This window comes from Billgrantia campisalis (assembly GCF_022341425.1).
Classification (GTDB): Bacteria; Pseudomonadota; Gammaproteobacteria; order Pseudomonadales; family Halomonadaceae; genus Halomonas; species Halomonas campisalis.
Window position 1 is genome coordinate 1 of sequence record NZ_JABFUC010000006.1, and the last position, 18,969, is coordinate 18,969.

At 67.6% G+C, this 18,969-nt stretch carries 18 protein-coding genes and 1 pseudogene; 7 read left to right on the forward strand and 12 right to left on the reverse strand.

Annotation, left to right across the window (positions count from 1 at the left end):
• Positions 1 to 53: 53 nt before the first annotated feature.
• Together HOP52_RS08480 and HOP52_RS08485 are read left to right on the forward strand one after the other, a co-directional pair.
• Positions 54 to 437 (forward strand): annotated as a pseudogene (locus tag HOP52_RS08480) (phosphate ABC transporter ATP-binding protein); the annotation flags it as partial.
• Positions 438 to 543: 106 nt separating this feature from the next.
• Positions 544 to 888: a metalloregulator ArsR/SmtB family transcription factor gene (locus HOP52_RS08485; protein WP_238977167.1), complete on the forward strand. Its 345-nt coding sequence runs from the start codon at positions 544 to 546 to the stop codon at positions 886 to 888.
• 45 nt (positions 889 to 933) lie between these two features.
• Here the strand turns inward: HOP52_RS08485 and HOP52_RS08490 are convergent, their stop codons facing one another.
• The 6 genes from HOP52_RS08490 to HOP52_RS08515 all read right to left on the reverse strand — a co-directional run bounded on the left by HOP52_RS08490 (position 934) and on the right by HOP52_RS08515 (position 8,084).
• Positions 934 to 1,419 (reverse strand): FKBP-type peptidyl-prolyl cis-trans isomerase, encoded by a 486-nt coding sequence (locus HOP52_RS08490; RefSeq protein ID WP_238976945.1) that lies wholly within the window; start codon positions 1,417 to 1,419, stop codon positions 934 to 936.
• On the reverse strand, positions 1,416 to 2,405 hold the full coding sequence (locus HOP52_RS08495) for a TorD/DmsD family molecular chaperone (protein WP_238976946.1): 990 nt from the start codon (positions 2,403 to 2,405) through the stop codon (positions 1,416 to 1,418). The genes HOP52_RS08490 and HOP52_RS08495 overlap by 4 nt, the downstream gene beginning before the upstream one ends.
• A gap of 67 nt (positions 2,406 to 2,472) precedes the next feature.
• Complete coding sequence (nrfD, locus tag HOP52_RS08500; protein WP_238976947.1) at positions 2,473 to 3,678, reverse strand: NrfD/PsrC family molybdoenzyme membrane anchor subunit; 1,206 nt, start codon at positions 3,676 to 3,678, stop codon at positions 2,473 to 2,475.
• Positions 3,675 to 4,436 (reverse strand): 4Fe-4S dicluster domain-containing protein, encoded by a 762-nt coding sequence (locus HOP52_RS08505; protein WP_238976948.1) that lies wholly within the window; start codon positions 4,434 to 4,436, stop codon positions 3,675 to 3,677. Before HOP52_RS08505 ends, nrfD begins: the two co-directional genes overlap by 4 nt.
• Before the next feature lie 34 nt (positions 4,437 to 4,470).
• Positions 4,471 to 6,957: a molybdopterin-dependent oxidoreductase gene (locus HOP52_RS08510; RefSeq protein ID WP_238976949.1), complete on the reverse strand. Its 2,487-nt coding sequence runs from the start codon at positions 6,955 to 6,957 to the stop codon at positions 4,471 to 4,473.
• 89 nt (positions 6,958 to 7,046) lie between these two features.
• A complete protein-coding gene (locus HOP52_RS08515) occupies positions 7,047 to 8,084 on the reverse strand; it encodes a 4Fe-4S dicluster domain-containing protein (RefSeq protein ID WP_238976950.1) in 1,038 nt (345 codons plus the stop codon).
• A gap of 187 nt (positions 8,085 to 8,271) precedes the next feature.
• On the opposite strand from HOP52_RS08515, the gene HOP52_RS08520 reads away from it, so the two are divergent.
• Positions 8,272 to 8,721, forward strand: coding sequence for a hypothetical protein (locus HOP52_RS08520; RefSeq protein WP_238976951.1), 450 nt, complete (start codon positions 8,272 to 8,274; stop codon positions 8,719 to 8,721).
• A 36-nt stretch (positions 8,722 to 8,757) separates the two neighbouring features.
• On the opposite strand, the gene HOP52_RS08525 is transcribed toward HOP52_RS08520, so the two are convergent.
• The 4 genes from HOP52_RS08525 to HOP52_RS08540 form a co-directional block, all read right to left on the reverse strand.
• A complete protein-coding gene (locus HOP52_RS08525) occupies positions 8,758 to 9,942 on the reverse strand; it encodes a thiolase family protein (RefSeq protein ID WP_238976952.1) in 1,185 nt (394 codons plus the stop codon).
• Positions 9,943 to 10,061: 119 nt separating this feature from the next.
• Positions 10,062 to 10,868 carry a universal stress protein gene (locus HOP52_RS08530; protein ID WP_238976953.1) on the reverse strand — a complete coding sequence of 269 codons (807 nt, stop codon included), beginning with the start codon at positions 10,866 to 10,868 and terminating at the stop codon, positions 10,062 to 10,064.
• 22 nt (positions 10,869 to 10,890) lie between these two features.
• Positions 10,891 to 11,991 carry an ACR3 family arsenite efflux transporter gene (gene arsB, locus HOP52_RS08535; protein ID WP_238976954.1) on the reverse strand — a complete coding sequence of 367 codons (1,101 nt, stop codon included), beginning with the start codon at positions 11,989 to 11,991 and terminating at the stop codon, positions 10,891 to 10,893.
• A gap of 127 nt (positions 11,992 to 12,118) precedes the next feature.
• Positions 12,119 to 12,778 (reverse strand): NADPH-dependent FMN reductase, encoded by a 660-nt coding sequence (locus tag HOP52_RS08540; protein WP_238976955.1) that lies wholly within the window; start codon positions 12,776 to 12,778, stop codon positions 12,119 to 12,121.
• A gap of 105 nt (positions 12,779 to 12,883) precedes the next feature.
• On the opposite strand from HOP52_RS08540, the gene HOP52_RS08545 reads away from it, so the two are divergent.
• Positions 12,884 to 13,501 (forward strand): ABC transporter ATP-binding protein, encoded by a 618-nt coding sequence (locus tag HOP52_RS08545; RefSeq protein ID WP_238976956.1) that lies wholly within the window; start codon positions 12,884 to 12,886, stop codon positions 13,499 to 13,501.
• A complete protein-coding gene (locus HOP52_RS08550; protein WP_238976957.1) occupies positions 13,492 to 14,295 on the forward strand; it encodes an ABC transporter permease in 804 nt (267 codons plus the stop codon). The genes HOP52_RS08545 and HOP52_RS08550 overlap by 10 nt, the downstream gene beginning before the upstream one ends.
• Positions 14,296 to 14,337: 42 nt before the next feature.
• Here the strand turns inward: HOP52_RS08550 and HOP52_RS08555 are convergent, their stop codons facing one another.
• Together HOP52_RS08555 and HOP52_RS08560 are read right to left on the reverse strand one after the other, a co-directional pair.
• Entirely contained in the window at positions 14,338 to 15,126 is a 789-nt protein-coding gene (locus HOP52_RS08555; protein WP_238976958.1) for an alpha/beta fold hydrolase, read from the reverse strand.
• Complete coding sequence (locus tag HOP52_RS08560; protein WP_238976959.1) at positions 15,126 to 16,313, reverse strand: acetyl-CoA C-acyltransferase; 1,188 nt, start codon at positions 16,311 to 16,313, stop codon at positions 15,126 to 15,128. The genes HOP52_RS08555 and HOP52_RS08560 overlap by 1 nt, the downstream gene beginning before the upstream one ends.
• A 184-nt stretch (positions 16,314 to 16,497) precedes the next feature.
• On the opposite strand from HOP52_RS08560, the gene HOP52_RS08565 reads away from it, so the two are divergent.
• Positions 16,498 to 17,100 (forward strand): TetR/AcrR family transcriptional regulator, encoded by a 603-nt coding sequence (locus HOP52_RS08565; protein ID WP_238976960.1) that lies wholly within the window; start codon positions 16,498 to 16,500, stop codon positions 17,098 to 17,100.
• Between the two features lie 195 nt (positions 17,101 to 17,295).
• Positions 17,296 to 18,969: an AMP-binding protein gene (locus HOP52_RS08570; protein ID WP_238976961.1), complete on the forward strand. Its 1,674-nt coding sequence runs from the start codon at positions 17,296 to 17,298 to the stop codon at positions 18,967 to 18,969.

The following is an 18,969-nucleotide window of genomic DNA, read 5'->3' on the forward strand; positions in this document are numbered from 1 at the left end:
TGCCAGGATTGTTCACCGGTTCACCTGACAGCGAAACTGATGATTGAGGAGCCGAGTGCGTCAATCGCGCACGCTCGGATCTGTGGGGGGCCGGGTCGAGCAATCGCCCGGTCTACCCGACCATGTCCGGCGGCCAGCAGCAGCGCCTGGTGATCGCCCGGGCCATTGCCATCGAGCCCGAGGTGATCCTGCTCGATGAGCCGGCCTCGGCGCTGGACCCCATCTCGACGCTCAAGATCGAGGAGCTGATCCATGAGCTCAAGAAGCAGTACACCATCCTGATCGTTACCCACAACATGCAGCAGGCGGCGCGGGTGTCCGACTACACCGCCTTCATGTACCTGGGCGATTTGGTGGAGTTCGACGACACCACCAAGATCTTCACCGAGCCCGACAAGAAACAGACCGAGGACTATATCACCGGGCGCTATGGTTGAGCCGCGTCGACGCGAGACGAGCCGATACGGCCGCCAACTGTGCGCCTGTCCCCGATTGGCGTAGAATGATGACTTTCCACTGCTTGTTTTGGGGGCTCGCTTGAGGTTGGAACCCGCTCGTTTCTTCAAGTGTCTGGGCGATGAGACCCGCCTGACGCTGATCCTGCTGATTCAGCGTGAGGAGGAGCTGTGCGTCTGTGAAATGACCCACACCCTGGAGGAGTCCCAGCCCAAGGTGTCGCGCCATCTGGCCCAGCTGCGCACCTGCGGGCTGCTCAGCGACCGCCGCGACGGCCAGTGGGTCTACTACCGCTTGTCCGACGAGCTGCCGGAGTGGGTGCTGGAAGTGCTCGTGGCAGCCGACAAGGGGCAGGACGAGCGGCTGAGCGAGCTGCAGCAGCGGCTGTCGTGCATGGGCAATCGCCCCGAGCGGCGCCTGGCCATGTGCTGATCCACTGCGGGATCCGGTCGGGCGAATCCGACGGGCGCTTCGGCGCTATTCCACTTCCACCCAGCGGATCGGCTGGTAGTCGAAATCGCTCTGTGGCATTGAGGGGGCCGGTCGAACGCTGAGGATCTGCAGCTGCCAGGTCACCGTCTTGCCGGCCAGCGGGTGATTGCCGTCCAGCATGGCGCCTCTGTCGGTCAGGGCCACCACCTTGAGCGAGAACTTTCCCCGCTGGCCGCCCGGCGTCAGCGTCATGCCCACCTCGATCTCCCGATCCGTCGGCAGGTTGTCCCGTACCGCCTCGAAGACCAGCTCCGGCCGGTGGGGCCCGTAGGCCTGCTCCGGGGTCAGGGTCACTGACAGCGTATCGCCGGCCTGTCGACCCAGCAGCTGTGTCTCCAGCGTCGGGAGCATCTGGCCGGTACCGTGCACGTAGCGCAGCGGCGTCTCCGGCGTCGATGCGGCGATCAGCCCACCCGCCTCGTCGGTCAGGCGGTAGTCGGCGCTGACCTCGCACAGATCGTGAATCTTCATCCCTCATTCCTCCGTGCCGGCTGCGCTGTCGCCGGTGGTGCGTGCGTCGCACCCGGCATGGCGGGGCGCGAGGTATCCACCTCGCTGCATCGCGGGCAGACCGCCAAATGGGCGGCGCTCAGCCCGGCGGCCTTCAGGCGTTGGTGCATTTCGGCCAGGGTGGCATCCGGCGTGAAGTGGCCCCCGCAGACCCGGCAGGCCAGCGGCGAAGCCGCGATGCTTTGCCTGCCGTAGGCGCCGTCGTCCGCTGAGACGCTCGCCGCCTGCTCTGGGGCTTGTTCGCTGGATACCTCGTGAAACGGCTGCTCCGACGGGGTGCCCAGCTGCCGGACCAGCGGCGCCCAGTCGGCGAGATCGCGCTGCAGCTGTCGGCGGGTCAGCCCCACCAGCAGGTGCCAGAGCCGCTGTTCGGGCGGGGCGTCATCGGCCATGGCGGCGAGCTTCTGCTGCATCCGGGTGACGGCGGGCAGGGTGATCTCGCCGGCCATGTGCCGCAGGTCGGCCAGGCAGGTGGCTGCTGTCGCATCATCGCCGGAAGGCGCCGTGCGCTCCTGCTCCAAGCGGCTCAGCACCCAGGCGAACCACTCCAGGTTCAAGGCCAGGTGGTCGGGCAGGTCGTGGAAGCCGGCGTCCCGGTCCAGTCGATGGCGATGATAGAGGGCCTCGATCAGCCGGCTGCTCTGGCCCATGAGTCCGCCGTCCAGGTAGCCGCCGAGGTTCAGCGGTGCCGGCGCCGGCGGGGTCAGAAACAGCCGGCTGTAGCCAACCAGCAGCCGCTCGGAAGTGGGAATGGCCTCGAGCGTTTCGCGGAACGTGGCCAGCCACTCGGCGTCGATCGCCGGCAGCCCCTCGGCGAGTTCCTGGAGGTCGGGCAGCAGGCCCTCGCGAAGCGACGGCAGGGTGACCCGGCTGAGCGGGGTCAAGAAGGCCCGCGACAGGCAGAGATAGAGCTCGGCCGAGGCCAATGGGTCGATGTCTCGGTTCATGGTCACTCCAAGGCGGTGGCCCGCCCCTGGGGGCGGGCCGGTGAGGCGTCGGGAGGTGCCGATGGCATCAGGTCCCGGCCGGCTGCGCTGCGGCCTGTGGCGAATCGGCCAGCTGCTTGGGCATGTCGCCCAGGTCGAGGAACTTCTCGCCAAGCAGATAGAGCACGAAGAACAGCGACCAGCCGGCGATGGTCAGTGCCCACTCGGTGGCGGAGGGCGTATAGCTGATCAGGTTGGGGACCCAGGTGCCCTGGAACAGCGGCACCACCTGGCCGCCCACCACGAAGTAGAAGCGCTCGGCAAACAGCCCCAGGAACACCAGGCAGGCGACCAGCACCTGGATATCCATGCGGCTGCGCCATTGCGCGCCCAGCATCAGCGCGAAGGGCACCAGCAGGCCGACGATCAGCGAGAGGTTATAGAGCGGCGAGGCGAACAGGTAGTCGGTCCACACCAGGCTGATTTCCGGATTGTTGCTGTACAGCCCGGTGATGGCGCGGGCGGCGATGAACAGCAGGGTGCCGCCGATCAGCGCGGCGAACAGCTTGGGCAGCGCCCCGGTGAGCAGCGACTGCAGCGCTCGGGGCATCCGCTCGCGCTGGAAGCCGTAGGCCAGGTAGACGAAGAACACCAGGGCGGCCACGCCGCTGGTGACGCCGGTGAAGTAGAAGTAGATTGGCAGCAGGGCATCGAACCAGAAGGGACGCATGCTCATCATGCCGAAGATCAGCGCCAGGTTGCCGCTGGCCAGCAGCACACCGATGAACGAGGCGATGCCCACCTGCTTGCTGGTCTTGCTGTCCCACTCGCCGTTCTGCAGCTTACTGAATTTCCACAGCAGGAACAGCAGGTCGAGGGCATAGAAGACCCCCATCCAGAACATCGCCGACTGTATCTGCAGGTTCAGCGGGATGGCCCACAGCATGCGGAAGACATTGCCGAGTTCCAGCGCGAGGACCGCCATCCCCGAGATCAGCACGATGAAGGCCAGGAAGATGCAGCGCTTGGCGATGGGGTAGTACTGCTTGAAGCCGAACACCAGCGGCAGCGAGGCGATCAGGCCGAGCCCCGAGGAGGCCAGGGCGAAGTAGAGATAGGTAGCGATGGGCTGGCCCCAGGGCAGGGTGGAGCTGGTATTGAAGGAGGTGTGGCCCTGGGTCGCCAGTTGCACCACGCCATAGCCGAGGCTTGCCAGGAACACCAGCGAGGCGACCAGCAGCAGCAGCGAGCCCAGCTTGCCCTGCAGCGCATTGGGTTGGGTGTTGGCACTCATGCGTCATTCTCCCTGTCAGCGGGGGTGAAGGCCGGTACCGCGGCGCCGGCGCCAAGATAGTAGACCTGGGGGCGGTTGCCGGTATGGTCCTTGAGACGTACCCCGTGCTTGTCGCCGATCAGCTGGTTGACCTGGCTCTCGGGGTTGTCCAGGTCGCCGAAGTAGCGCGCCTTGGGGGCGCAGGTACGCACGCAGGCCGGCACATACTCCTTGACCGCGGGGTTGTCCTCGTCGAGGTCGGCCACTCCCTCAGGGGCGTGCTTGACCTTGTGGTAACAGAAGGTGCACTTGGAGACCACGCCCGGCGGCTGGATGCCGATGCCGCGTCGCCAGTCCTCCTCGGGGTTCTGGTAGGGCGGGCTCCACAGCTGGCCATTCTCGCCCGGGAAGGCCTCGCGGACGTCCGGCTCGATCAGCGGTTTCTCGTCGGCATAGAAGCGCACGCCGTAGGGACAGGCGATCATGCAGTACTTGCAGCCGATGCACTTGTTCCAGTCGACGAAGACGATGCCGCCGGCATCCGGGTCCTTGTAGGTGGCCCGGGTCGGGCAGACATGCACGCAGGAGGGGTTCTCGCACTGCATGCAGGGCCGCGGCAGCCACTTCATCTGGGCGCTGGGATATTCGCCCTCGTGGTAGAAGAGCACGTCCTGCCAGCTCTCGCCCGGCAGGGTGTTGTTTTCCATGGAGCAAGCCGTGGTACAGGCCTGGCAGCCCGTGCACTTGTCCAGGTCGATGACCATTCCCCATTTTGCCATGGTGATGACTCCTCAAGAATTCTGTGTCCGTGGATCAGGCGCGCTCGAGCCTGACCTTGCCGGTGTAGTAGCTGGCGAGTCCCGAGATCGGGTCGGACACATTGGCCGTCACCTCGCCGGAGTGGCCCGGGCCGCGGCCGGCGGCCCAGCGCCCCTGGGCCCAATGGCCGAACTCGAAGGGCAGGACCAAAGTGTCCGGGCGGTGGGCGGCCACGAAACGGCATTCGGCCTCGATGCTGCCCAGGTCCGAGGTGATCCTGACCCGGTCGCCGTTGCGGATGCCGCGCTCCCGGGCCGTGCGCGGATGCACCTCCAGGTAGACGGTGTCGCGGCCGCCGACGATGGGCTGGTGGATGGCGATGTTGTGGGGAATGTTGGCGCCGCGCCCTTCGGCGTGCAGCGGGGTCTTGGGAGTCACGAAATAGAGATCGCCGTCGCCGCCGCTGTGCACCGGCTCGACCCACTGGATCAGCCCCACGCGTTCGCGGGGAATGCCCATCTCCGTCTCGATATAGTCGGCATGGGCCTCCAGGAAGCCGGACTTGAACTCGAACTTGCCAGAGGGGGTCCTGAGCAGCTTGGCCTTTACCTCCTCGGGGGGCATCTGAAGGTTGTAGTCGAGGCCGTCCCACTCATAGAAGCGCCCGCGCTCCAAGCGCCAGTGGTAGGGTTTCTTGTACCAGACGCCTTTCTCCTTCCAGCTCTCGAAGTCGTTCACGCCGTTGTCACCGGGATTATCGGCGAAGCCGGCGGCCCGGTGGCGCAGCACGTTCTCGACGCTGTCGAGCTCCCGGTAGTATTCGCCCGCCGGGCCGTTCAGCCGCTTGCCGATACCGATCAGGATGTCGCCGAAGTGGCGGGTGTCGTAGATCGGTTCCACCGCCGGCACGCGCAGGGCGGTCATCGGCCAGCCCTCGAAGGGGTAGGTGGGGGAGTCCTGCAGCCGCTCCAGGTAGGTCGAATCCGGCAGGATCAGGTCGGCATACATGGCGGTCTCGCCGGGGAACGGCGAGGTGTCGATGATGAAGACATCCTTGAAGGCCTCTTCCCACACCTTGGGATCCGGTGCGGTCCAGATCGGGTTGGTGTAGAAGAACATGGCGGTGTCGAGCTTGTAGGGGTCGCCCGCCAGGTGGTTGGGGCCCGTCTCCTGCATCATGTGGCTGGTCATGGGCCAGCGTTCGGTGCGCGCCATGTCGATGCGCGGCTGCTCCTTCCAGGCGCCGTTGCGGGCATAGTCGTCCAGATAGTCGTCGGCGCTCACCGGCAGGTCGCCGTAGGGCACGCCCATCTGGTAGCCGAGCCCGCCCTTGGCGAACAGTGAGCCCACCAGGGCATTGAGGGCGTGAATGGCCATGCCGTTGTAGGTGCCGTTGGTGTGGCCGGTGGGACCGCGCTCGAACAGCGCCACGGCGGGGCGGGTCGAACCGAACTCGATGGCGGTTTGGCGAATGTGGCGGGCGGGAATGGTGGTAATCGTCTCGGCCCATTCCGGCGTGCGATCTTTGAGCTCCTGGTTCCACCACTCGGTCAGGCCGTGGACCCAGTTCTCCTCGAAGGAATCCTCGGGAATGTCCTCGCCGCTGACGAAGCGGCGCGAGGCCTGGTAAAAATCGCCGACGAACTCCTTGTCCCACAGCCCCTCGGTGAGGATCACATGGGCCACCGCCAGGGCGAAGGCGCCGTCGGTGCCGGGCTTGATATAGAGCGCCCGGTCGGCGGCCGCCATGGTGGGGTTCATGCGCACGTCGACACAGGTGACCCGGGTCTTGGGGCTCTTGCTGCGCATATGGCCCCACATCTGCATCACGTTGTTATAGGGACGGAAGGCCTCGAGGAAGCTTGCCCCCATGATCAACAGGTAGTTGGTGTTGCGGTAATCGTAGGAGTTGTAGGAGTCGTTGCCGTCGGTGGCGCGCTTGGCCCGCTTGGAGCCCTCGGCACACATGGAGGCGTGGCCGATGGCGGAGTTGGGCGTGCCGTAGAGTTTGCCGAAGTCGCCGTAGAGGCCCGCATCGGACGCCCCCCAGCCGCGCCCGTAGAAATGCGCGAAGCGATGGGATTCCCCCCGGTCGCGCAGCCCGTTGAGTCGCTCGGCGACCATGTCCAGCGCCTCGTCCCAGGAGATCGGCACGAAGCCGGGGTCCTCGTCGCGCCCCTTGTTGGGGTTGGTGCGCTTCATGGGCCCCTTGAAGCGGTCCGGGTCGTAGAGGAAGTAGCTGCCCAGGTGCCCCTTGGGGCAGAGCTTGCCGTTGGCGATGGGGTTGCCGCTGTCGCCGTAGATGGCGTGTACGCGCCCGTCGGTGGTGTAGACGTCGATGCCGCAGCGCGCCGGGCACTGGGCGCAGATGTTCTTGGTCACTACGGTGTCGCCCCGCACCGTCTGGGCGCGGGCCTCCTTGACGGGGGTGAGCCCGGTCAGCCCGGTGATGCCCGCCGTCACGGCGCCGGCCGAAGCGCCCACCGCAGCGGTCGATTGCAAAAATCGGCGCCGATTGATCAATGACTGGAACAGTTTCATGGAGTCTCCCTCGGGATGCACATCGCGTCGGTCGTGGATCGGTTCGATCCGTTGTTGTTGGCTTTTCTCGCTGTCATGGCGTTGCTGGGTTATTCGAACAGGTCGTGAAAACTCTCCTTCATCAGGGCGTTCTCGCGCCGGCAAGCGGGGCACTCGCTGCTTTGGTCGGCGCTGCGGCGCGTGAAGGGGCGGCGGCAGCGGAAGCACCGGGCCGTCTCGTCATGGCGCAGCGTTCGGGTGTCGCCGGAGGTGTTGCCGGTCATGCTCAACGCCTGTTCGGGACAGGCGGTCAGGCAGTGGCCGCAGTCGAGGCAGGCCAGCGGGTCGAAGCGCAGTTCGCCCTCGGGTGTCTCCTGCAGGGCCTCGGTAGGGCAGACCCGGGCACAGACGCCGTGGGCGCGGCAGGCATCGGTTTGTAGCGAGAGGCCGGGCAGAGGAGGGGCGAAGCGCCCGTCGAGCGCCTCGGCGGCGGCCGCCTGGCGTGCCAGGCGGCGTGCCCGGGGCGCGGTGTCGTCGTCGGCGATGGTCGCCAGCCGCGGGCTGCCCTGGCCCAGCAGGAAACCGCGCCGGCTCACGGCGGCCCCGGCGGCGGTATAGTCGCGCTTAGCCTCGCTCTCCCGGAGGGTGCAGATCGCCCGGGCCTGCTCGAGCCAGGCGTCATGCTCTCGCTTCGGCGCCGCCAGGCAGCCCCGGCAGGCATCGGGAAGGCGTAGCTCCAGCTCCCCGGGCGTTGCCCGGGCGCTAAGCCAGGCGAGCAGGTCGGGCCCCAGGGCACGCAGGCAGTGCAGCCGTGTCTGGTCCGGGGCATCCACCGTCCGGTGACAGCCCAGCCGCAGCGGCGCCCCGGCGGGGCCTGCGTCGAGCAGCGACTGAATCTCCGCGCTGACCAGCGCCTCGGTCGGACAGGCGGCCACGCACTGTGCGCAACCGTGGCAGGCGTCACTGGCCAGGAGGGAAAAGCCGCCGTCGACGTCCTCATGGAAGGCGAGAGCCTCGGCCGGGCAGGCGTTGCGGCAGTGCGTACAGGCCAGAGGGTGGGGCGGGGCTTCGAGGCAGCGCGGTGCCAACCAGCCGATTCCCAGCCGCGATTTACGCAGCGGCTGCGGGGTAGTGGCTTGGGTCAACATTGCACTGTCACGGTTTGGCATGAAGGGTGCTCAGGTTTAGTTCTTATAGTTATATATGCATCTATGTATATTTTGCAGCGTTGCAGATAAGCTGGCCGCGTGCCAGCGCCCTCCCGGCCGAACTAGCCGAAAGTGCAACGACGAGGGTGCGGCAATTTGCCCTAGATCAATTTTCCAGGAGGTTAGGATGCCGGTTCTGGTCGAAGCCACGGCGGTGATCATCAAGGCCGAGGCCATCGAAAAGCGCCTTGAGGGGGGCTGGACCACGTTTCGCGATAGCGTGCCCACGGCGTCCTTCTGCTCGGACGATGAGCTGGTCAGTGTCTGTCTGGTGGACCCCGATGCGGTCACCCGTTTTGCCAACCGGCTGGCCGAGCTGGGCCTACGCTTTCGCTGGGAAGGTCCCTTCGAGGACATCGCCTTTGCCGATCAGAAGCGGGGATTGATCACTCCCTGTGACTGGGTGAGCTTCGAGACCGTCAATATCGGGATCGGCGGCACACCGCCGGCCGTGGCGATCTGCCGGCGGACGGGCAGCCACTCCCATGAGCTGCGCGCGCCAGAAGGCTGGCGCTATCAGGGCTCGCTCAGCGAGGCCTTTGGGGCGGAGGGCAGCGGACCGGCCGCGTCGTTCTGAGGGAGGTCGGGCAGGGGCGACGCGGCCAGCGTGGGACTAGAGCATTTCCAGCGCCAGGGCGATGCCTTGGCCGCCGCCGATGCACAGGGTGACGATGCCGCGACGCTCACCGTTGCGCTGCATGGCATGCAGCAGGCGGGTGGTCAGCACCGCGCCGGTGGCACCGATGGGATGGCCGTGGGCGATGGCGCCGCCCTCCACGTTGACGATCGCTTCCGGCAGGCCCAGCTCGCGCTGGCAGGCCAGGGCGATGGCGGCGAAGGCCTCGTTGATCTCGACCCGGTCCAGATCGCCCACCGACCAGCCGGCCCGCTCGAGCGCCTGCTTGACCGCCGGCACCGGGCCGATGCCGAAGTAGTCGGGCTCCACGGCGCCGACGCCGAAGGCCACCAGCCGGGCCATGGGGGCGAGGCCCTGCTTGTCGGCCCAGTCGCGCTCGGCGACGATCATCGCCGCCGCGCCGCTGTTGAGCCCCGGCGCATTACCCGCCGTGATGGTGCCCTCCTTGCGGAAGGCGGGCTTGAGCCTGGCCAGGGACTCGGCGGTGGTATCGCCGCGGTTGTGCTCGTCGCGGGCGAAGGTCGTGGTGCCCTTGCGACTGGTCAGCTCCACCCCGGCGACCTCGGCGTCAAAATGGCCGGCCTCCTGGGCCTTGGAGAAGTTCAGCTGGGAGCGCAGCGCCCAGGCGTCCTGATCATCCCGGGAGACGCCGTAGCGGGTGACCAGATCCTCGGTGTGCCAGCCGGCGTGCTTGCCGCTGAAGGCATCGTTGAGGCCGTCGAAGAGCATGGTGTCGTGCATGGTCACATCGCCCATGCGGGCTCCCCAGCGGCCCTGGGGCAGCACATAGGGGGCGCGGTCCATGTTCTCCATGCCGCCGGCGATGGCGCAGTCGGCCATACCGCTCCAGATCTCCATGGCGGCATTGGCCACGGCCTGGGCGCCGGAGCCACAGACGCGGTTGATGGTGAGCGCCGGTACTTCCACCGGCAGCCCGCCGGCGATGCCGGCCTGTCGGGCGGAGTTCATGCGGCAGCCGGCCTGGATGACGTGGCCCATGATCAGCGACTGTATCTTGTCGGCGGCCAGGCCGGATCGAGATAGGGTTTCCTGGATGACTCGCGCGCCCAGATCCGTGGCGGGGGTGTCTTTGAGGCTGCCACCGTAGGTGCCGATGGCGGTACGAACGGGGTGGCAGATGACGACGTCGCGAGATGACATGGGCATTCTCCGGGTGTCGGGCTTTCAGGCGACCGGGATGGCCACCCATTGGCACCCCTCATCTATAGCACGTGGTTGGCGATCAGGCCCTGTTTGATATCAAACAGTGGGCTCCGGTGTCAGGAAGCTTCGCCGGGCACCACCAGCACGGGGCAGTGGGCGTCGCGGGCGATGGCCTCGGCAGTGCTGCCCAGCAGGAATTCCTGGATGCGGTTGCGTCCGCGCTTGCCCATCACGATCAGGTCGGCCTGCTCGCCCCTGGCCTCCTCGACGATGGCATGGCGTGGATCGCCATCCAGCACCCGAGTCTCGAGACCCTCGGTGCGCTCGGCGATGGCGTCCAGATGGTGTTGGGCGTCGGCGATCTCGCGGTCGCAGCCGTCGGAGGCGCAGGTGACGGTGAGCGCCAGGCGGCGCCGGAAGTGCGGGGCGAGCCGCACCGCCAGTGCCTCCGCGCCGGCCACTGCCTCTGAGCCATCCGTGGCCAGCATCACAAGGCGTGAGTCGGCGCCGACCAGCGCCTCGGCCACCGGTTCCAGCCATAGCGGCTGCTGGGTCAGGCGGGCGGCATCCAGGGCCGTGCTGCCCAGGAAGAACTCGTGCAGGCGGCTGTGGCCACGACAGCCCATCAGCAGCAGGTCGGCGTCGAGCTCACTAGCGGCTTCGGTCAGCACCGCGCCGGGCTCGCCGCTGCGCACCTCATGGTCGATGGTCAGTCCCGGGGCGGCCAGATCGCCTGCAAGTTCGGCCAGCTTGGCCTCATAGTGGGGACGGTGGGTCTCTTCGGGAGTGGCGGGGTAGCGCGTGCTGAGCACATGGATCAGCGTTACCCGCTCCGCCCCCCAGGCGGTCAGCGTCTTCAGCCGGGCCTGCAGCAGCGGCCAGGCGGACGAGAAGTCCACGGCGACCACAATATGCTTGAACATGGTGTTACTCCTTGGCCATGACTTAGCCTTTTGCCCCGGCGGCCGCCGGGGCCTCGGCCTCGGGGAAGTGGTGCCGGGTCTTGTTGGCGATGCGCACCAGCGCCAGCATCAGCGGCACCTCTACCAGCACCCCCACCACCGTGGCCAGCGCCGCGCCGGACTGCAGGCCGAACAGGGCGATGGCGGCGGCAACGGCCAGCTCGAAGAAGTTGCTGGCGCCGATCATCGCCCCGGGGGCGGCGACGTTGTGGGGCACCTTCCACGCCTTGGCCCAGCCATAGGCGATAAAGAAGATCAGGAAGGTCTGGATGATCAGCGGGATGGCGATCAGCACGATGTGCAGCGGGTTGGCGATGATCACCTCGCCCTGGAAGGCGAACAGCAGCACCAGGGTGATGATCAGCCCGATCGGGGTGACCGGTGCCAGGCGTTTCATGAAGACGTTGTCGTACCACTCGATGCCGCGGCGGGCGATCAGGGTGCGCCGTGTCAGGTAGCCGGCGGCCAGCGGAATCACGATATACAGCAAGACCGACAGGGCGACCGTGTCCCAGGGGACCTGGATATTGGAGACGCCGAGCAGGAAGACCACGATGGGCGCGAAGGCGAACAGCATGATCAGGTCATTGAGGGCGACCTGCACCAGGGTGTAGGCGGCGTCGCCTCGGGTCAGGTAGCTCCAGACGAAGACCATGGCAGTACAGGGCGCCGCTCCCAGCAGGATGGCCCCGGCCAGGTATTCACTGGCACGATCCTCGGGAATCAGCGGAGCGAACACCACCATCAGGAAGAACCAGGCGATGGCGAACATGGTGAAGGGCTTGATCAGCCAGTTCACCGAGGTGGTAATGACCAGCCCCTTGGGCTGGCGGCGCACGCCGAGCACGGCGGTAAAGTCGATCTGCGCCATCATGGGAAAGATCATCGCCCAGATCAGGATCGCCACCGGGATCGACACCTGGGCATATTCGAAGCGCGATAGCGTTTCGGGCACCGCCGGGGCGAACTGACCGAGCAGCACCCCGACGACGATGGCCAGCGCCACCCAGACCGAGAGGAAGCGCTCAAACAGTCCCATTCCTTCGGAGGTGCTGGGGGCCTGGGTATCCTGGTGTGCGGTCATGCACGACTCCTGAATTCGGGAAATCGATTATATATGGATTGGCATATATGATACGCGGGATGGGGCAGGGTGACTACCATCGCACTCAAAGGGCGCGACCCCGGGCGAGGTTTGTGCCGCGCGGGCGTCAGTCGCCAGCCGGTGCGTTGCGCTGCGAGGGAGCCCGCTGAAATGCCGGTGAGACCCGGTTCGGGTCCTGCACATCGCGCTGGCGGGCGGCGGCCTCGCTCCACCAGGCGAGCTGGGCCAGGGTACGGCCGAAGTAGCCGGCCCAGCGGTCGGGTTCCTCGAAAAAACGGCCATCCTCGTCGAGCGCTTCCTGAGCCTTCGGCACGTGGATCATCGCCGATACCGGCAGGCAACCGAGTTCCGCAAGGAAGGTGCGCATCGCCACGGCCGCCCGGGCGCCGCCCCACTGGCCGGCGGAGTAGGTGACGATGGCGCTGGGCTTGAAGGCAAACAGCGAGCTGCCGAAGTGGTTGAGCAGGTGGGCGAGCGCAGGGCTCATGGAGTGGTTGTACTCGGGGCTGACCATCACATAGCCGTCGGCGGCCTCGATCTTTGCGGCCAGGGCATCCAGCGCTTCCGGCGCTCGGGTCTTGGCGTAGGCGAAGTGGGGCTTGAAGACGGACCCGAGTTCGATCTCAAGCGGGTCGATCAGCTCCACCGCGGCGCCGTCGGCCTCGAGCAGGCTGGTGCAGGCCCGGGCCACTCGCAGGCCGAGGCGGGCGGGAGAGGGGGGCGTGCTGTCCCGGGCGGAGCCCAGGAAGACCAGGAAGCGGGGCATGGTGTTTCTCCTTATCAATGCCAGGGCGATAGTATCGTCGGGCGACCGGGGCATGACGGCTGCGCTATCGTACCCGGCGATGCTGCCCCTTGACGAGGAGACCCCGTGATCCGCACTGATTCCCTGCGACTCGAGGGCCTGGCCATCGGCGATGTGGCGCCGGTGCGCCAGACCGTTGCCCCGGGTGAGATACTGTGCCTCTCCGGCGCCAGCGGCTCCGGCAAGAGCCGGCTGCTGCGCGCCATTGCCGACCTGGAGCCCCACGAGGGCGAGGTCTGGTTGGGCGAGCAGGCCCAGTCGGCCACCCCCGGCCATGTCTGGCGGCGGGCCGTGATGCTGGTGCCGGCTGAAAGCCACTGGTGGGCCGAGCGGGTCGGCGAGCATCTGCTCGAGCCCGAGACGGCCGATCTCGCGGCGCTGGGGTTCGAGCGCGCCGTGCTCGACTGGTCGGTCGCGCATCTCTCCTCCGGCGAGAAGCAGCGGCTGGCGCTGCTACGGACGGTCAGTCGGGCCCCTTCCGCGCTGCTGCTCGACGAGCCCACGGCCAACCTGGACGATGCCACGGCACGCCGCGTCGAGGCCTGGCTCACGGAGCGGATTCGCCAGCGCGGCTGGCCGACCCTGTGGGTCGCCCACGACATGGCCCAGATCCGCCGCGTGGCGGACTGGCACTGCCGTTTGGTGGAAGGCCGGCTGACAGAGGAGCGCGCCCCATGGACGTGATCGAACTCGGCTGGTGGCAGCTGGCCGCCGCCGCGCTGCTGGTGGTGGCGCTGGCCGGCTGTACGGCCTGGGCCCGGCTGGGCATGACGCAGAGCCTGCTGATTGCCGCGGCGCGTACCGTGATCCAGCTGGCGCTGGTCGGCCTGGTTCTCGAGGCGCTGTTCGCCGCCGAACGGCTGCTGTGGGTGGCGCTGATGGCGCTGGCGATGCTGTTGATCGCCGGGCGCGAGGTGATGGCCCGCCAGAAACGCCGGCTGCTGGGCGGCTGGGCCTTCGGCATCGGCACCCTGTCGATGTTTCTGTCGTCGTTCACGGTGGCGGTGCTCACCCTCACCGTGATCATCGGCCCCGAGCCCTGGTATCTGCCCCAGTACGCCATACCGCTGCTCGGCATGATGCTCGGCAACACCATGACCGGGGTTGCCCTGGCCATGGACCGTCTCACCGATACCGCCTGGCGGCAGCGGGGCGTGATCGAAAATCGCCTGATGCTGGGTCAGCCCTGGCAGCAGGCGATCGGCGATATCCGCCGCGAGGCGATGCGCAGCGGTCTGATGCCGACGATCAACGCCATGGCCGCCGCCGGCGTGGTGAGCCTGCCGGGCATGATGACCGGCCAGATACTCGCCGGCACCGCGCCGGGGCTGGCGGTGAAATATCAGATCCTGATCATGTTCACCATCACCCTGGGCACCGGCTTCGGCACCCTGGCGGCGGTGGCGGCGGGTAGCCGACGGCTGTTCGATTCCCGTGAGCGGCTGCGTCTGGACCGGCTGGCGCCGCCCCGGGGATGAGGGGTATCACAAGGGGGCAAGCCAAATTGAGGCTGACAGTCCTTACCGTGGGTGGCGTAGCGCCTCGAGAAAGGCCGCCACGGCCGCGATCAGCCGCTCCGGGCATTCGCGGTGCGGCACATGCCCGCAGCCGCTGAATATCCGTGTCTCGGCGGGGCCGGCCGTCAGCGCGGCGATGCGCGCCGCCTGCTCCGTCGAGCCGTACTCGTCCTGCTCGCCGTGAATGGCCAGCGTGGGGCAGCGCACCCGGGCGAGGGCATCGTCCAGTCGCCAGTGGCGGAAGGCCTCGGAGTGCCAGTTGTCGACCCAGCTGCGCAGCGCCCACTCGGCCTTGTCGCCGTGGTACCTGGCCAGGCGTGACAGGCCGCCCGGTTCGGCCAGGGCCTGCTCCGCCTCGCGAATGCCGGCCAGGGTGCGCGGCTCGGTGAAGGCCTGGGCCGCCACCGTGATCAGCGCCTCGCAGCCGTCACCGTGGTGCCCGGCCGCGTAGGCGGCCATGCCGCCGCCCACGCTATGGCCGAGCAGCACGAAGCGTGCGAGCCCCAGCCGCTCGCGAACGGCGGCGAAGGCGCCCGCGGCCTCGTCGGCAATAAAGCTGGTCGGCTGCGGCCCCGGGAAGGGCGCCGAGCGCCCGTAGCCGAGGCGGTCGTAGGCGATCACCTCACGCCCGGTTGCCTCGGCCAGCTGCGCCGGGAAGTCCCGCCACAGCGCCACGCAGCCCAGCGAATCGTGCAGCAGCACGATGGGACTGCCTGCCCCGGGGGCCGGCGAGGGCCGCCAGCGGGCGACATGGAGGCCGCCCGCCGGGGTGTCGAGGAGCCAGGCCTCCATCAGTCGATCAGCTCGACCGCCACTGCGGTGGCTTCGCCGCCGCCGATGCACAGGCTGGCGATGCCGCGCTTGCCGCCCTTGGTGCGCAGGGCATGGATCAGGGTGGCGATGATCCGCGAGCCGGTGGAGCCGATGGGGTGGCCCTGGGCGCAGGCGCCGCCGTAGACGTTGACCTTGTCGTGGGGGATGTCGAGCCCGTCCATGGCCAGCAGGGTGACTACCGCGAAGGCTTCGTTGATCTCGAACAGGTCGACGTCGGAGACGCTCCAGTCGAGTTTCTTCAGCAGCTTGTCGATGGCGCCCACCGGGGCGATGGTGAACTCGCTGGGATGCTGGGAGTGGGTGCTGTGACCCAGCATGCGCGCCAGCGGCTTGGCCCCCAGGCGGTCCGCCGCCGCCTGGCTGGCCAGGATCAGCGCCGAGGCGCCGTCGGAGATGGAGCTCGAGTTGGCGGCGGTGATGGTGCCCTCCTTGGCGAAGGCCGGCCGCAGCGAGCGGATCTTGTCGAGATTGGCCTGGAAGGGCTGCTCGTCATGCTCGACCAGCGTTTCGCCCTTGCGGCTGGTCACGGTGACCGCTGCCATCTCGGCGTTCAGATGGCCGTCGTTGGTGGCCGCCATGGCGCGCTCCAGGGAGGCGATGGCGAAGTCGTCCAGGCGCTCGCGGCTGTAGTCCCGGGCGCTGGCGACATCCTGGGCGAACACGCCCATCAGCTTGCCGGTCTCGGCGTCTTCCAGGCCGTCCAGGAACATGTGATCCTTGAGCTCGCCGTGGCCCAGGCGATAGCCGGTGCGCGCCTTGGTCAGCACGTGGGGCGCGTTGGACATGGACTCCATGCCGCCGGCCAGCATCACCTCGCCGCTGCCGGCGCGAATCAGGTCGTGGGCCAGCATGGTGGCCTTCATGCCCGAGCCGCACAGCTTGTTGACGGTGGTGGCGCCGATGCCGTCGGGAATACCGGCCTGGCGCATGGCCTGGCGGGCCGGGCCCTGCTTGACGCCGCCGGGCAGCACGCAGCCCATGATGCCTTCATCGATGCTGGCGGCCTCGATGCCGGCGCGCTCGATGGCGGCGCGGATGGCCACGGCGGCGAGCTCCGGCGCCGTCATGCTGGAGAGGCTGCCCAGCATGCCGCCCATGGGGGTGCGGGTCGCGGACAGAAAGACGATATCGTTGGGGCTGCTCATTGTGTGATCTCCCGGTATGGCGTGTAGTGGGTGGCGCATGGCCGCCCTGCTGTTGTGATTGTGGTCCGGTCTGGCCGGCTTCGTCCCGGTAGGGGACGGGGTGGCCTCGGCACACCTTGCGTTGACCTGTCGACGGGGCTGTGTTTCTCTCAAGATCAACCAAGCAAGCGCTAGTGTAAACCCGATGAATGTCGTTAACGAGTCCCCCCGCCGTAAGGAATTGACCCGCCTGGCCGCCCAGTTGTTCGTGCAGGAGGGCTTCGATCGGACGACGGTGCGCATGCTCGCCCAGGAGATGGGCATCAAGTCCGGCAGCCTCTTCCACCATTTCCGCGACAAGCAGGAGATCCTCGCCGCGGTAATCGAGGAGGGTACCCAGAATGCCCTGAGCATCGCCCGCCAAGCGCTGGAGGGCTGCGAGGATTCCGCCGAGGCGCGGCTGCACGCCATGGCTCGGGCGCACCTGGAGACCCTGCTCACCGACCGCAACGCCCACGTGGTGGCGCTCTACGAGTGGCGGCGCCTGGATGCCGAGGCCCGCGACCACCTGAGCCACCTGCGCGACGCCTATGAGGCCCTGTGGGAGCGAGTCATCGACGAGGCCCTGGAGGCCGGCCTGATCCGCGGCGACCGCTTCCTGGTGTCGCGCTTCGTGATGGGCGCCTTGAACTGGACCGTGCGCTGGTACGACCCGGAGGGCCCGCGCAAGCCCGAGGACCTGGCCCATGAATTGATCGCCATGATCGCGCCCGCCAGCTCCGACGCCCCGCTGTCTACCAAGGTATAGCCTGCGAAAGCCGGTCCGGGGGTTGCCCCGGGCCGGCTTTGCTTCTAGCTTGTACCTAGCGCTTGTTAGGTTGACGCTTACGTCAACTGCGACTAATCAGAAGGGGCGCGGCAGCGCCTCGTGGAATTCCGAACAGCGCCGGCCGTCCACGGCGAACCACTCACAACAAGCACAAACAGGCAGAGAGGGCAGTTCATGAGCACGCAAGCGACGCTTCCCGACTACGCGACATATCTCGAAGGCTTTTCCGTCGACCAGGTGATCGCTCGCCTCGACGACCATCAGGACGGCAGCTTCAATGCCTACGAGTCCTGCTGCGGCACCCACCTGCGCGCCGGGCGCGGCGATGTCCAGGCGTTGGTGCACGAGGATCTTCAGGGCAACGTCAATACGCTGACCTACGCCGAACTGGACGCCGAGAGCGCCAGGCTCGCCGGCTGGTTCCAGTCCCGCGGCCTCGGGGTGGGGGACCGCATCGCCTGCATGCTGCCGCGCTCGCCCCAGCTGCTGGTGGCGGTGCTGGCCACCTGGCGCATCGGCGCGGTCTACCAGCCGCTGTTCACCGCCTTCGGGCCGGATGCCGTCGACTACCGCCTGGGGCGCGCCGACACCAAGCTGGTTATCACCGATCACGCCAACCGCTTCAAGTTCGATGGGCTCACTCAGTGCCCGCCGGTGCTGGCGGTGGGCGGCCCCGACGCCGAGCACGGCGACGACCTGGACTGGGCCGATGCCCTTGCTCACTCGTCGATGACCGGCAAGCCGCCGCGCCTGTCGCCGGAGGCCCCCTTCCTGCAGATGTTCACCTCCGGCACCGTGGGTAAGCCCAAGGGCGTGGCGGTGCCGCTCTCCGGCATGCCGGCCTTCGCCATCTACATGGAGCTGGCCATCGACCTGCGCGAGAGTGACCGCTTCTGGAACATGGCCGACCCCGGCTGGGCCTATGGTCTCTACTACGCCATCGCCGGGCCACTGCTGCTGGGTGTCACCACTCACTTCTGCGAGGCCGGCTTCAGCGCCGAGGGCGCCATGGCGTTCATGAAGCGCCATCGCATCACCAACTTCGCGGCCGCTCCCACTGCCTACCGGTTGATGAAGGCCTCGGGGCTGTTCGACAGCGCCCACGAGACCCTCGAGCTGCGGGTGGCGAGCTCCGCCGGCGAGCCGCTCAATACCGAGGTGGTCGGCTGGGTGGAGCGCTCGCTGGGCTGCCCGGTGATGGACCACTACGGCCAGACCGAGACCGGCATGACCTGCTGCAACCACCACGCCCTGGAACATCCCAAGCATGTCGGCGCCATGGGCGTGCCGATGCCCGGCTATCGGCTGGCGATCCTCGACGCCGAGTACAATGAGCTGCCCCCGGGCGAGCCCGGTGTGCTGGCGGTGGACATCGAGAACTCCCCGGCACACTTCTTCGCCGGCTACACTTGGCAGGAGAAGCACCCCTTTGCCAATGGCTACTACCTGACCGGCGACGTGGTGATTCGCAACGAGGACGGCACCTTCCAGTTCGCCGGTCGTGACGACGATATCATCACCACTGCCGGCTACCGTGTCGGTCCGACCGACGTGGAGAACAGCGTGCTGACCCATCCGGCCGTGGCCGAGTCCGCCGCCGTGGGCCAGCCCGACGAGATTCGCGGCGAGATCATCAAGTCCTATGTCGTGCTGCGCGAGGGCTTCGAGGCCAGCGACGCGCTCGCCGACGAGATCCGCCAGCAGGTGCGCGAGCGGCTCTCCACCCACGCCTTCCCGCGGGTGATCGAGTTCGTCGAGACACTGCCCAAGACACCCAGCGGCAAGATCCAGCGCTTCAAGCTGCGCGCCGATGCCAGCGAGAAGGCCGAGGCGCAAGCCGCCAAATGA